General features: G+C 73.3%; 9 protein-coding genes. 2 read left to right on the forward strand and 7 right to left on the reverse strand.

From position 1 onward, the window contains the following. The first annotated feature begins 28 nt into the window (after nucleotides 1–28). Entirely contained in the window at nucleotides 29–1,156 is a 1,128-nt protein-coding gene (locus tag AB0L33_RS01530) for a MerR family transcriptional regulator (protein WP_365677066.1), read from the forward strand. A gap of 55 nt (nucleotides 1,157–1,211) precedes the next feature. On the opposite strand, the gene AB0L33_RS01535 is transcribed toward AB0L33_RS01530, so the two are convergent. The 3 genes from AB0L33_RS01535 to AB0L33_RS01545 all read right to left on the reverse strand — a co-directional run bounded on the left by AB0L33_RS01535 (nucleotide 1,212) and on the right by AB0L33_RS01545 (nucleotide 3,479). Then, nucleotides 1,212–1,634, reverse strand: coding sequence for a universal stress protein (locus AB0L33_RS01535; RefSeq protein WP_093708017.1), 423 nt, complete (start codon nucleotides 1,632–1,634; stop codon nucleotides 1,212–1,214). Nucleotides 1,635–1,743: 109 nt separating this feature from the next. Continuing rightward, nucleotides 1,744–2,397, reverse strand: a complete 654-nt coding sequence (locus AB0L33_RS01540; RefSeq protein WP_365677067.1) for an FMN reductase — start codon at nucleotides 2,395–2,397, stop codon at nucleotides 1,744–1,746. A 2-nt stretch (nucleotides 2,398–2,399) separates the two neighbouring features. Beyond that, nucleotides 2,400–3,479 (reverse strand): LLM class flavin-dependent oxidoreductase, encoded by a 1,080-nt coding sequence (locus tag AB0L33_RS01545; RefSeq protein ID WP_365677068.1) that lies wholly within the window; start codon nucleotides 3,477–3,479, stop codon nucleotides 2,400–2,402. A gap of 203 nt (nucleotides 3,480–3,682) precedes the next feature. Here AB0L33_RS01545 and AB0L33_RS01550 point away from each other — a divergent pair, with 203 nt between their 5' ends. Further along, nucleotides 3,683–4,081, forward strand: coding sequence for a VOC family protein (locus AB0L33_RS01550; protein WP_365677069.1), 399 nt, complete (start codon nucleotides 3,683–3,685; stop codon nucleotides 4,079–4,081). 25 nt (nucleotides 4,082–4,106) lie between these two features. On the opposite strand, the gene AB0L33_RS01555 is transcribed toward AB0L33_RS01550, so the two are convergent. The 4 genes from AB0L33_RS01555 to AB0L33_RS01570 form a co-directional block, all read right to left on the reverse strand. Further along, nucleotides 4,107–6,056, reverse strand: coding sequence for an NAD-binding protein (locus AB0L33_RS01555; protein WP_365677071.1), 1,950 nt, complete (start codon nucleotides 6,054–6,056; stop codon nucleotides 4,107–4,109). 30 nt (nucleotides 6,057–6,086) lie between these two features. Further along, nucleotides 6,087–10,964, reverse strand: a complete 4,878-nt coding sequence (locus AB0L33_RS01560) for a DNA repair ATPase (RefSeq protein ID WP_365677072.1) — start codon at nucleotides 10,962–10,964, stop codon at nucleotides 6,087–6,089. Nucleotides 10,965–11,099: 135 nt separating this feature from the next. Continuing rightward, a complete protein-coding gene (locus AB0L33_RS01565) occupies nucleotides 11,100–13,199 on the reverse strand; it encodes a flotillin family protein (RefSeq protein WP_365677074.1) in 2,100 nt (699 codons plus the stop codon). Nucleotides 13,200–13,313: 114 nt separating this feature from the next. After that, complete coding sequence (locus AB0L33_RS01570) at nucleotides 13,314–13,958, reverse strand: hypothetical protein (protein ID WP_365677075.1); 645 nt, start codon at nucleotides 13,956–13,958, stop codon at nucleotides 13,314–13,316. Nucleotides 13,959–14,192: the final 234 nt, after the last annotated feature.

Below are 14,192 nucleotides of genomic sequence, written 5' to 3' on the forward strand. Positions count from 1 at the left end.
GTGTGCCGGGGCGGGGAGTCCGCCCGGTATGAGGAGGCGTGCGGTGACGGAGGACGGGCAGGGGCGGGGCCCCGGCGCGGAGCTGGTGACGATCGGGGCGTTCGCCCGGCTGTCCCGGCTCTCCGCCAAGGCGCTGCGCCGCTACGACGAGCTCGGTCTGCTCCCGCCGGCCCTGGTCGACCCGGTGAACGGCTACCGGTACTACGACCCGGAGCAGGTGCGGGCGGCCCGGCTGGTGGCCTGGCTGCGCCGGATCGGGATGCCGCTCGCCCGGATCAGGGAGGTGATCGCGCTGGACACCGGCGCGGCCGCCGCGGCGATCCGGGCGTACTGGGCGCGCGTCGAGGCGGAGACGGCGGCCCGCCGTGACCTCGCGGCCTTCCTCATCGACCAGCTGTCGACGGAGGACGTCATGACATCGGTGGGCACACTCGGAATCCGCTACGCGGCCCGCACCGACACGGGTGCGGTGCGCGAGACCAACCAGGACGCGGCCTACGCGGGGGCCCGGCTGCTCGCGGTCGCCGACGGGTTCGGCGCGGGCGGGGCGGGGGCCAGCACGGCCGCGATCGAGGCCCTGAAGCCGCTCGCCCCGGGGGCAGTCCCGGCGGCGGAGCTGCTGAACATCCTGAACGACGCCGCGGACCGGGTGGCGCTGGCGGTGCGGGACGCGGTCGCGGGGAGCGGCGGGGGCGGGGCGCCGGAGGAGTCCGGGACGACGCTGACGGCGATGGTGTGGACGGGCTCGCGGCTGGGCCTGGTGCACATCGGGGACTCGCGGGCCTATCTGCTGCGCGGGGGCGAGCTGTTCCGGATCACGCACGACCACAGCCTGGTCCAGTCGATGATCGACGACGGTTCGCTGACGGAGGAGGAGGCGTTCTCGCACCCGCAGCGGGCCATGCTCCTCAAGGCGCTGTCCGGGGACGGCCCGTACGGCGGGCCCGATGTGGACGTCCGGGACGCGCTGCCCGGCGACCGCTATCTGCTCTGCTCGGACGGGCTCTCGGCGGTCGTGGACGGCGGGGAGCTGGCGCGGACGCTGGCCGGGGCGGACGGCCCCGGGACCGCCGTGAGCGCGCTGATCGAGCTGGCGGAGGCGGCCGGCGCGCCGGACAACGTGGCGTGTGCGGTGGCGGACGTCGTGGAGCTCTGAGTACGCCGGAGGCCCCGCACCACGCGTGGTGCGGGGCCTCCGGCCGTTCGGCGGGTCAGGCGCGGACGACGGTCACCGGGCACGAGGCGTGCTGGGTGACGTGCAGGCTGACCGAGCCGAGCAGGGTCGCCTTGAAGCCGCTGTACCCGCGTGCGCCCACGACCAGCAGGTTCGCGCCCTCCGCCCGGTCGAGCAGCGCCTGCGCCGGGTTGCCGATCACGACGACCTTGCTGACGGCGGCTGCGCCCTGGGCACCCAGCGCCTCCTCCAGGGTCTCGGTGAGCGACACCGTGGCCATGGCCTGGGGGTCGAAGTCCTCGGGGAGGCCGGGCATCATCGACGCCCAGCTGGTCGCGGGGTACTCCCAGCTGTTGACGGCCTCCACCGTGTCACCGGTCAGCTCCGCCTGGCGTACGGCCCAGTGCAGTGCCTTGACCGACGACTCGGAGCCGTCGACGCCCACCACGATCCTGCCCATCTCTTCCTCCAGCTGGGTTCTGCGGTTGTACTCGGTCCCACGCGCACACGCCTTCCCGTACGACTCTAGTCAAAACGGGCGAAACGGCGATTCTCGCGGGGCCGGACGGTCAGGCCGGGCGCAGGGCCGCGAGCTGCTGTTCGAAGGGGACCACCTCGTCGTCCAGGCCGGGTGCCCTGGTCGCGCCGGAGACGGCCCGGCCGCCCGTGACGGCGTCGGCCAGCTCCCCGCCCGCGCGCCGGATGCGGGCGGGCAGGCCCTCGGTGTAGTCGTCGCCGGACGCGCCCCAGTCCTCCGACGCCGCGTAGACCGAGGTCGGGAGCGTGACGGCGCGCAGGTAGGCGAAGAGCGGGCGCATCGCGTGCTCCAGGACCAGCGAGTGCCGGGGGGTGCCGCCGGTGGCGGCGACGATCACGGGCTTGCCGGTCAGGGCGGTGTTCTCGACCAGGTCGAAGAACGACTTGAACAGACCGCTGTACGAGGCGGTGAACACCGGGGTGACGGCGATCAGGCCGTCCGCGCCCGTCACCGCCGCGAGCGCGTCCTCCAGGGCGGGCGGCGGGAAGCCGGACACCAGGTGGCTCGCGATGTCCGCGGCGAGGTCGCGGAGTTCGATCACCCGGACGTCGACCTGGCGGTCCTGTCCGGCTTCGAGCCGTTCCCGGGTGGCGGCGGCCAGCCGGTCGGCCAGCAGCCGGGTCGAGGACGGGTTGCTGAGGCCGGCCGATACGGCGACGATCCTCACGGGTTCGGTGGCGAACACGGTCAGCTCTCCTTCGTGGCGGCGTAGGCGGGGTGCAGCGGGGCGGTCTCGGGGACGCCGGCCGGGCGCAGGGCGGCGAACTCCTTGCGCAGCACGGGGACGACCTCCTCGCCGAGGATGTCCAGCTGCTCGAGCACGGTCTTCAGCGGCAGTCCGGCGTGGTCCATCAGGAACAGCTGGCGCTGGTAGTCGCCGACCGCGTCGCGGAAGGTCAGCGTCCGCTCGATGACCTCCTGGGGGGAGCCCACGGTCAGCGGAGTCTGCCGCGTGAAGTCCTCCATCGAGGGCCCGTGGCCGTAGACCGGCGCGTTGTCGAAGTACGGGCGGAACTCGCGTACCGCGTCCTGGGAGTTCTTCCGCATGAACACCTGGCCGCCGAGGCCGACGATCGCCTGCTCGGCGGTGCCGTGGCCGTAGTGCGCGTACCGCTCGCGGTACAGCCGCACCATCTTCTTCGTGTGCTCCATGGGCCAGAAGATGTTGTTGTGGAAGAAGCCGTCACCGTAGTACGCGGCCTGCTCGGCGATCTCCGGCGAGCGGATGGAGCCGTGCCAGACGAACGGCGGCACGCCGTCCAGGGGACGCGGGGTCGCGGTGAACGACTGGAGCGGCGTACGGAACTTGCCCTCCCAGTCCACGACGTCCTCCCGCCACAGCTTGTGCAGCAGGGCGTAGTTCTCGATGGCGAGCGGGATGCCCTGGCGGATGTCCTTGCCGAACCACGGGTAGACCGGGCCGGTGTTGCCGCGCCCCATCATCAGGTCGACGCGGCCGTCCGCGAGGTGCTGGAGCGTCGCGTAGTCCTCGGCGATCTTGACCGGGTCGTTGGTGGTGATCAGCGTGGTCGAGGTCGACAGGACGATGTTCTTCGTCTGCGCCGCGATGTAGCCGAGCGTGGTGGTCGGTGACGAGGGGACGAACGGCGGGTTGTGGTGCTCACCGGTCGCGAAGACGTCGAGCCCGACCTCCTCGGCCTTCCGCGCGATGGCGACGGTGGCCTTGATCCGCTCGTGCTCGCTCGGCGTCGTACCGGTGGTGGGGTCGGTGGTGACGTCCCCGACGGTGAAGATCCCGAACTGCATGGCGCCCGCCTCCTGGTCGATTGTTGTTGAACCTTGAACTATCTGAACGCCTCGTACAACGGGGGGCGGGGGCGGGGTATTCCTTCCGGCCGCACCCGGCGCACCCGGACCCGGGGACCAGGACCGATGGCCGATGCGCCTGGGACCACCCGGCTCATACGCTGCGGCCACGCAGCCGCGCGCCGTCCGACGAAGGGACCCCCGTGTCATTCACCGCCGAGACGCACGTCCGCCTCGCCCGGCCCTCCCGGGACCTCGCCGCCGCCGAGCGGTTCTGGGCGGACGGGCTGGGACTGACGGTCCTCTTCCGCGCGGACGCAGGGCGGGAGCCCGGAACGCATGACCTTCTCATGGTGGGCCATCCCGGCGGCCCCTGGCATCTGGAGCTGACGCGTGGGCCGGTCGAGCCCGGGCCCACGGAGGAGGACCTGCTCGTCCTGTACCTGGACGGACCGGTCCCGGACGACCTGGTGGACCGCCTGCTCGCCCACGGCGGTACGAGGGTGACCTCCCCGAACCCGTACTGGAACGAGTGGGGCGTCACGGTGGAGGACCCCGACGGATACCGGTTGGTGCTGTGCCGCCGGAGCTGGCGGCCGTAGAGGCCCCGGGGCCCGGGTTCCGTCCTCAGACGCCGGACGGGCTGGTGCGGCGGCGGCGCCCGAGCAGTTCCGCGAGGCCCCTCCGGGTCGCCGCGATGATGACGCGGTCCGTGGGACGGAGCACGTAGCCGGGGTGGAGGTTCCAGACGAGGGCGCCTTCGGGGGCGCCGTTCGGGGCGGCCACGTCCAGGGCCAGGACCCGCCAGGCGCCCTCGCGGAACGCCTGGTCCACCGTGCGGCCCTCCAGCTGGGGGTGGCCGCCGACCTCCACCGCCGCGAACAGGAGCACCTTGCGTTCGACCGGGATCGCGCCCAGGATCTGCCGGCCCATCATCGCGACCGCGAAGGAGGGGCCCGCCAGGTGGGAGACCGAGCGGGAGCGGGTGATCGCCTGCGGGTGCGCCGTGCGCAGCGTGCGGTAGACCACCGTGGCGAACTCGTCGTCGAACAGCCGCACCGTCACCCGCAGATTCGGCTTCAGCGAGCGCGCGTACAGCGCCGCCTCCAGGTTCGTCGTGTCGACGCTGGTCAGCGCGAGGAGCCCGCGGGAGCGGCCGATCTTCGCCGCTTCGAGGACCCCCTCGTCCGTGACGTCACCGAGCACCACCGGCACGTGCAGCCGCCGGGCGAGGGGGATGCCCCGCGCGTCCGGGTCCTCCTCCACACAGACCACCGGAATGCCCAGCTCCCGCAGGTGCACCAGGACCCGGGTGCCGATCTTGCCCAGCCCGAGCAGCACCACGTGCCCGGAGAGCCCGCGCGGCGGCCGACGCAGCGAGGAGGCGCTGCGCAGCGAACCGAACGCCTCCAGGACTCCCGCCACCAGCAGCGGCAGGAGCATCAGGCCCGCGATGCCGGAGAGGATCTGGATCACCTGGCGGGCGGTGGGCTCCCCGATCGCCGGGTCGCCCATCGCGAACAGGTCGAGCAGGGTGAGGTAGGCCGCGTGCAGCGGATGGTCGCCGGTGGTGAACGAGGACGCCACCGCGAGCCCGAGCACCGCGAGCCCGACGCCCAGCGCCGACCACCGCAGCCGCCGCGAGAAGAACTGGCTCAGCGGTGCGCTCCGGCCGCGCATCCGGACCTTCGGGGCGGCCGGACCGGACTGCGTGACGGCCTCCAGGACGACCGTGCCGCGCCCGGTCGCCGCCGCGATCTCCGCGGGCCCGGGCAGCAGGCGCGGCCCCTCCGCCCCGCTGCTGTCGGAGCCCTCCGCGCCCGCCGGGTCGTGGGTGGTGGAGGAGAGCAGGGCCAGGGTGCACAGGCCGGGGTCGGCGACCTGGCCGCCCGGCGGCGGGATGCGCTCGGCGGCCCGCAGGAACAGGCCCTCGGCCCGGATCACCCGCGTCGACCCGGCGAGCGCGGTGGCCGCGAGCGCGGGCGCGGCGGTGTCCGCGTCGGACAGCACCGTGGTGGAGGCGTCGATCGCGGCCGGGTCGAGCCCGGGGGACGCGACGGCCGCGGCCTGGTCGAGCAGGGTCTCCAGATGCTGGCCCAGCTTCCGGTTGTAGAGCCGGATCACCAGCCGCACACGGGGGTTGAGCCGCCGCGCGGTCAGCGCGGCCCGGATGTTGCGCTCGTCGTCGTCGTAGACGAGGGCGACCGCCGAGGCCCGGGCGATGCCCGCCTCCGCCAGCGACTCGTCGGACGGCTCGGCCGCCTGGAGGACGCGCACCGCCTCGACGCCCGCATTGGTGTCCCCGTCCGAACCGTGCGGCAGCCCGCCGCCGTTGCGGTTCATCGCGGACGCCATCCGGCCGAACAGCGCGGCGGCCCGCCCGCGTCCGCTCAGCGGCTCGTCGGGCCTGACCGCCCCCCGCTCCGGTGGCACGACGAGGGTGACCCGTTCCCCGTACACGTAACGCAGCTCCACGGCGAGCCGCTGGGCGAGCGCGTCGTCCCCGCAGACGACCATGTGGCCGGAGAACGGGGAGGGTTGGGGTTGCTGGGGGAATGAGGACACGTGTCCCAGCATGCCTTGCTCCGTTCCGTTGATCGAGGACGGTCAGCGGTCTTCGGGGTGCCTCGCCAGCAGGTGGCGCGGGTCGGCGGCGCGCCCGATCGCCGTCTCGACGGCCGCGATCCGGTCCGCGAGGAGCCCCAGCGCCGCCACCGCGCGGGTCATCGGATCACCCTCGGGCCCGCCGAGCGCCTGGGTGCGGACGTACGAGGAGCAGAGCGCCGACCACCGCTCCGCCTGCGCGGGCGTGAGCGTGCCCCGCAGCGCGGCCAGCTTCAGGAGGGCGGCCTCGGCGCCGCTGGTGAGGGTCTGCGCCTCGCCCGCGTAGTGGTCGTCCACGACGGCGGACAGCTCGGCGTCGTTCATCACGGGTGAGATCCGCTCCGCGATCCGGTTCATGTTGCGGTACGAACCCTGGAGCCGGAACGGCGGTTCGGTGCGGGTGGCGTCGGTCTGCGCGGCCGACGCGATGTACGCGGCGTTGACCGCGAGCACCGTGTCCCGGGCCCGCAGCAGATGCCGCAGAACGGCGGTGATCCGGTCCACCTCGGCGGACGTGTAGGGGTGTTCGAGCCGTTCCGGACGGGCCGCGGGATCGCCGGAGGCCAGCCGCAGCAGCAGCGCCAGGTCCTCGCGGGATCGGCCGGCGAGCGGCGCGAGCACCGGATTGGCGGTCAGCGCGTTCTCCACGAAGCTGAGCGCGAAGGTGTCCTCGCGGCCGGACAGCACCTCGCCCAGATTCCACACGTCCGCCCGGTTGGCGAGCATGTCGGGCACCTGGAAGCGCGCCCCGGACTCGGTGTACGGGTTGCCCGCCATGCACACCGCGAACCGCTTGCCCCGCAGGTCGTAGGTGCGCGGCTCACCGTCCCGCACGCCCTCGACGCGGCGCGTGGCGTCGCAGAGCGGAATGAACTTCTGCAGGAGTTCCGGCGAGGTGTGCTGGATGTCGTCCAGGTAGAGCAGCGTGTTGTTGCCCGCCTCCAGCGCGAAGTTGATCTTCTCGATCTCCTGGCGCGCGGTGGCGCTGCCCGCCTGTGCGGGGTCGAGCGAGGTCACGTCGTGGCCCAGGTTCGGCCCGCTGATCTTGACGAGGACGAGCCCGAGCCGGTCGGCGACGTACTCCATCAGCGTCGTCTTGCCGTAGCCTGGCGGCGACACGAGCAGCAGCAGGCCCTGCGAGTCGGTGCGGCGGTCGGCGTCGGCGGTGGAGAGCTGCTTGGCGAGGCTGTCCCCGATCAGCGGCAGATAGACCTCGTCCAGCAGCTGGTTGCGTACGAACGCCGACATCACGCGCGGGCGGTGGTCGTCGAGGCGCAGCCGGGTCCGCTCGGCGGCGACCAGGGCGGTGCGCCGGCGCTGGTAGGCGCGGAATCCGGGGACGACTTCGGTGCGGAACTCCTCGGTCCGGGCCAGCAGTTCATCGATGCGGACGGTGAGCCGGCCGCGCTCGATGCGCGGGTGGACGCCGAGGAGCCCTTCGACGGTCTCGGTGAGCGGCGCGTCCGCCTCGTAGCGGCCGAGCAGGGGCTCGGGGCACAGCTCGACGGCGACGGCCTCCGCGAGGTCGCCCGGTTCGATGTCCGTGCCGCTCGCCGCGGCGTACGAGGTGAGCCAGCCCTCCACGATCTGGCGCCGGGCGGGCAGGTCGTCCCCGAGGGCGGTGAGGTCGTCTTCGTACGCCGTGGTGCCGGTGGCGTGGCGGAACTTGTCCAGGAACGCGCGCACGGAGGCACCCGTCGCGAAGCCCTCGGGGCCGCCGGCCAGCTCCTCGAAGAGGTAGGCGGCGACGGCCCCGGGGCGCTCGCCGCCGATCACCGACGCCCACTCCTCCTGGAGCGCGGCGACCGCCGGAGCGAGCCCGAAGGTCTCCCGGGCGCGGGCCAGCGAGCGGGCGCGGCGCGCCCACGAGGTGCGGCGGGCCTCGTCCGCCGCATGGGCCCAGAACAGCTGGGCGGCGGCCCGGACAGCGGGCGGGAAGCGCAGCAGCCCGGCCCCCGCGTGCAGCCGCAGCAGCGCGGCCAGGATCGCGGTCGCGTCCTCGTCGTGGACGCCGCGCTGATACCCCTCGTCGTACGCGGCGGCGGCCGATTCCCGGACGAGCGACGCGAGTTCGCCGTCGTCCAGGGCGCCGAGCCGGTCCGCACCGTGCTCGTCGAGGAGGCGGGCCGCCAGGTGCTCGCCCCGGTAGACCGCCGGGGACTCGGACGGCAGCGTCTGGTCCCAGTACGGGCGGGTCGCGGCGAACCCCGGGTCGGTCACCGGCATCCGGTAGTCGGTCCCGGTGACGGCGAACGCGAGCGTGCCGTCCTGCGGCACGAGGGTCAGCTCGAACGGCTGGGTGTTCACCGCGAACCGGTGCCGGCCGAGGCGGATCAGGGACCCGCCGTCCGCGTACAGCTCGTCCCGGTCGCGCAGCGCCCGGCCCGCCTCCTGCCGGGCGGCGAGCAGCTGTCCGTCCAGCTCCTCCGCGCGCACGGTGTCACCCAGCGCCCGCAGCTCCTCGGCGGTCCGGCGGATCTTGGCGACCATCGGGTCGGAGGCGAAGTAGGTGTGGACGGCGTCCGCGTCCGGAAGGGCGGCGCCGCGCCGGGCGACCGTCTCCAGGACCCGTGCCGCCGAGTCCGCGAGGCGTTCGGTGCGCCGGGCCAGCTCGTCCTGGAGGCCCTGCTTGCGCGCCGAGAACGCCTCGTACACCTCCGTCCGGCGCTCGCCGAGCTCCGCCAGGAAGTCGTCGTACTCCGCGAACCGCGCCTCCAGGTTCTCCAGCTGGAGCAGCAGCCTGGCCAGCTGCTCGTCGCAGGACTCCGGTGTCCCGGCGGCGGCCAGGGCGGCCGTGACGGCCTGCCCGAGCAGTGCGGACTCGGCGGCGAACTCGGCCCGGCCCTCGTGGTCCGCGAGCGCGCGGCGGCGGGCGTCGAGCGTGGCGCGGGCCCGGTTGACGGCGCCCAGCACCTCCGCGATGCGTTCCAGGATCGACGTGCGGACCACCCCGTCGCCGATGTCCAGGCCGGCGACGACGTCCGTGACGGTGCTCAGGCCGTCCGTCATGGCGGCCAGCCTGTCCCCGAGCGCGGCGGCGTCGGTGACCGCGGCGATCTCGGCGCCCTCCTCGGTGAGGCGGGCGATGTCCTCGTGGTATCCGGCGAAGGCGTCGTCCCTGGCCAGGAAGGCGACCGCGCGGCGGGCGGCCGCCTCGATGTCCTCGGCGGTGGTGGCGGTGAGCTCCGCGATGCGCTCGGTGTCCGCGTACCGCATCTCGGCAAGGCCCGCCAAGTGCCCGTGCGCGCCGCGCAGTTCGGTGAGCCGGTCGACCCATTCGGCGGCGGTGCGCGGGGCCTCGCCGCGGACCCGGCGGACCAGGGTGGTGATGCGGTCGGCGGTCTCGGCGAGCGCGTCGGCGGCCTGCCGGGTGAGCGCCTGGACCGCCTCGAACTCCGCGACGACCTGGCGCGCGGTCTCCCTCAGCTCGGCCAGCGGCCCGGCCAGTCCGCCCAGTTCGTCGTCGTCCAGCCAGTGGTAGCGGTCGCCCGCCCGTACGCAGTCGGCGACCAGCCGGTCGTACACGGCGGCGGTCGGCGTCGTCTCGGACGCGGCGTGCGCGAGGGCCAGGCAGTCGGAGATCCCGCGCACGAGGTCGGCGTTGCCGACCCGGGCCAGCGGGCCCTCGCCCGCCGGGCGGGACGCGGCGTAGGTGTCGGAGACGTACGGCGTCCGCCAGCGCTGCAACGGGTGCACGCGCGCGGCGCCGCCGTCCACCGGGTCGCGCAGCAGGACGAGTGTGCCGTCGTCCAGCAGCGCGTGGCCCCGGCCCTGGAGCGGGGTGGCCACTTCCTGGCGGATCACGTTGTACGGAAGGAGCAGGCCGCGGCCGTCCTGGCGGTCGCGGAAGACGTAGAGGACGTCCTCGCCGTTCGGGGAGTGGACGGCCTCCTCGAAGACCGGGTCGGTGAGCGGCTGCGCGATGTCGAAGGTCCTGGCCTCGCCGGTCGTCAGGTAGAAGCCGCCGGGGAAGATGATCCCCTGGTCCTCCGGGAGCCGCCGGCAGGCCGGGCCGATGCCGTCGAGGCGGGTGACGGTGCCGATGAGTGCGTTGAAGACGAGGTGGCGCCTCGCCTCCTCCTTGTACGGCCGGACCCGCAGCAGCACGAGCGGGCCCAGCTCCGCGTACTCGACCTCGGCGTCCGCGAGCGACTGGAGCGGTTCGGCGACCGGCTCCTCGTAGATCCCCTCCGGGGTCTCCGTGTCGTTGACGGTCTTCACGGTGAGCGTGCCGCCCAGCGTGTCCACGTACAGCCCGGCCTCGCAGCCGATGGCGATGTGCGGGTGGCGGCCCGCGACGTGGGCCTCGCGGCCCGCGGTGGTCCAGGTGAAGTCGTGCGACGGCGGGAAGACGTGGTCGCGCTCGCCGCGCGCGTCGAGGAACGCGCCGGGGGAGCCGTCCGGACTCAGCGCCCAGCGCAGGACCCGGATGTCCTTCTCGGTGTCGCCGGTACGGAAGACCGCCAGCAGACGGCCCTCGGTCCGGCGCAGCCGCAGCAGGCGCGCATCGCGGAAGTAGCGGTGCAGGCCGTCGAATTCGCGGACGAAGGCGGCGTCGGTGAGCGGGGTGCCGGTGCCGGGGGCGAGGTCGGCGGCGTACAGCGCGAGGACGTCGTCCACGGCGGGCGCGTCCTGCCGTCCCGGGCCGCGCTCGAAGCCGAACAGCAGCTCGCCGCCGAGCGCGACGAGATCGCGGGGGGTGGAGGGGCGGTGCGTCCGGATCTGCTCGCTGCCGAGCAGCCGCAGTCCGGTGGCGCCGAACGCCTCCGTGCGACGGGCGTTGAGAGCGGTGGCCCGGCGGGCCAGCTCGGTGGCGTGCGTACGGAGGCGGCGCCGCAGGACGTCGTAGTCCCCGGCGGCGGGGGCGGTCACGTTGTCCACTGGGTGCTCCTTGCGATGTGGCGTGCGGCGGTGTCCTCGATCGCCGGGCGGGGCTTGAAGGACCCGCCCCACCCAGCCCGTCCGGCGATCGAGGACGGGCGGGGCCGGGTGGGGCGCTCAGGTGACGGAGCCCGGTCAGCCGACGGGCGTACCGTTCAGGCCCGCCGGGGCCAGGCCGCTCACCGGGACATCCGCCAGCCCCAGCGAGCGCGCGTGGTCCAGCAGCGCCCGGACCTGGTCCGCACCGACCCCGGCCGACGGCGCAGCCATCATCCGCATCAGCAGCGCCGACACCGTGAGGTTCTGCACGTCGCCCGTGGAGACCGAGGACAGCACCCGCGTCAGGTCCTCCGTGAACGAGGACTCGCCGTTCAGCCACGGACCGGCCAGCGTCTTCGCCGTGTCGGAGTTGCCCACGAAGCCGTCCAGGCTCTTGCCCATCGAGATGGACGACACCAGCCGGTCGAAGAAGACCGACTCGCCGCCGACGATGTCGATGTCCGCGTTCTCCAGACCCGTGGCGAGCACCGTCGCCTGCGCCTCCGCGACCTGCCGCTGGACGTCCAGCCCGGCGAGCCGGATCTCCTTCTCGGCGGCCAGCCGCAGCCGGTACTCCTCGTGACCGCGCGACGCGTCGTCCAGCGCCGCCATCGCCGCCGCCTTCTCCGTGAGGCCCGCGGCCTCCGCCTTCAGCTTCTCGCCGATCATCGCCGCGTCGGCCGACGCCTGCGCCTGCGTGCCCTCCGCGTCCGCGAGGGCCTTGAGACGGGCGCCCTCGGCCTCGGCCTTGAGCCGCGCGGACGTGGCCCCGGCCTCGGCGAGCCCCGTCTTCTCGATCACCTCCGCCGCCGCGTCCCGCACCTGGACGTCCGCGAGGCCGGGCGCCGCCGACTCCGCCTGGATGCCCTCGGCCAGCCGCAGCTTCGCCTGCGCGTCGAGGTCGGCGGTCTTCAGCCGGGCCTCGGCGAGCGTGAGCTGCTCGGCCGCCCGGTGGGTGGCCGCCGCCTCCGCCGCCTCGGCCGCCTTGATGTCCTTGACCAGCCGCTCCTGCGCCTCGGCCTCGGCGGCGATGATGACGGACTTGCGGGTGCGCTCGGACTCCTCGACGGACCGGAGCGTCTTGATGGACTCCTCCTGCTCGGCGACCGTGCGGTCCACCGCGATCCGCTCGCGGATGACGTCGGCGACCTCGCGGCGCTCCGCCTCGACCTCCTTCGTCGCGGCGATGCGGTTCAGCTCGGTCTCGCGCTCGCGCCCGATGACCTCCAGCATCCGGTCCTTCTCGATGCGCTCGTTCTCCACGGCGATGACCCGCTCGCGGTTCTTCTGCGCGACGGCGATCTCCCGGGCCTGGTTCTCCCGCTGGATGCCCAGCTGCTCCTCCGTCCTGATGAACGCGGCCTGGGCGCCGAGGCGTTCCTCTTCCTGGACCCGGGCGGTCGCCGCCTCCTCGCGGGCCCGCAGCGTCTCGACCTCGCGGCGCTGCTTGATCTCCGCCTCGGCCTGCCGGCGCTCCAGCTCCAGGATGGTTTCCCGGGCGTCGACGTCCTGCCGGGTGATCTCCTTCTGCTCGGTGCGCTGGAACTCGTTGGTGCGGACGTGCTCGATCGCCGTCAGTTCGGTGATCTTCCGGATGCCCTGCGCGTCCAGGATGTTGGCGCCGTCGAGCTGCGCCATCGGGGTCTGCTCCAGGAAGTCGATCGCCGCGTCGTCCAGGTGGTAGCCGTTCAGGTCGGTACCGATGACCCGGATGATCCGGTCGCGGAACTCCTCGCGCTTCGTGTACAGGTCCACGAAGTCCAGCTGCTTGCCGACGGTCTTGAGCGCCTCGGAGAACTTCGCCGCGAAGAACTCCTGGATGGCGGCCTTGTCGCTGGCACGCACGGTGCCGATGGATTGGGCGACCTTCTTGACGTCCTCGACCGTCTTGTTGACCCGCACGAAGAACGTGATGTGGATGTCGGCGCGGATGTTGTCCTGGCAGATCAGGCCCTCGCGCCCGGTGCGCCGGATCTCGATGGTCTTGACCGAGATGTCCATGGACTCGGCCTTGTGCAGCACCGGCAGGACGACGGCACCGGTGAAGGTCACGTCGACCTTCTTGGTCTTGGAGATGATCAGGGCCTTGCCCTGCTCCACCTTGCGGAAGAGCCGGGTGATGATCAGCAGCACGGCGATGGCGATGAGCAGGACCACGGCGACGAGCAGGCCGAGGCCCAAGGAGATGGCATCCATGACAGTCCTTGGCGGCAGTGGTGCGGAAATGAGCGGTTTCACGTGAAACGGGCGCGGCGGCACACGGCGTCCGGGCAGCATGGACGGGCGCACCGCGCCGACAGGAGCGGTGGCTCAGACGGCGGGGCCGGAGGCCGTACGGCCGGGCGGCGGACCCGGGTCGAGCGCCTTGTCGTAGGCCGAGACCCAGAAGAACTCCCCGGCCTCGTCGTACGCGTACAGCAGTCCGGAGCATCCGGAGGTCAGCTGCGCGTCGACGGGCTCGAGTTGGCGCACCTGCACGGTGGCGGTGGTGCCGTCGTCGGCGGTGACCTCGGCCTGGCCGAAGTCCGTGGAGACCGAGCCGGTACGGATCGTGCAGACGCGGCCCAGGAAGTCCTGGCGCGATGGCGGAGGCTGGTCGGGGAAGACGCGCCGGAAGTGGTGGACGAGCAGCCGCACCGCACCCCAGGCGAGCAGCAGCGCGCCGGCGAGCACCGCGCAGGCCAGCACGGCTCGCAGCGTTCCGGTGGCGCCCGAGCGGTGCACGAGCACCGAACCGGTCAGGGCGGAGAACCAGCCGACGGCGATCATCAGGGACACCGAGACGGTGACCGGGACGCCTCCGACGCCCGCGAGATCGGTGTCCAGGTCGGCGTCGAAGGAGTGGTGGTCGGCCGCGCCGACCAGGACGAGCAGCCAGAAGGCGATGACGACGACCAGCGCGGCGGCGAAGAGTACGGCCGGGAAGGACAGCGTCGCGTCCAGGAATTCCCGCATCGTGTCGACCCCCTGCCGTTCCGTCGGCGCTCTCGCCGGCGTCCGCGCGGACCGGTCGGTGACCCCGGTGCCGCGGCGTCGCCCTCGACGACGCCGCGGCAGCCGGGTCTTCCCCCGATCCCCCGTGCACCCCCGTGTTTCCCCCGTTGGGCCCCCCGTGCGGTGCTGACAGGATCGTGTCATCCGGGGCGGCCCGATCGCATTGCCGGAGTACGGCAACGTTCACCTTTCCCC

The organism is Streptomyces sp. NPDC052299, from assembly GCF_040679335.1.
Classification (GTDB): domain Bacteria; phylum Actinomycetota; class Actinomycetes; order Streptomycetales; family Streptomycetaceae; genus Streptomyces.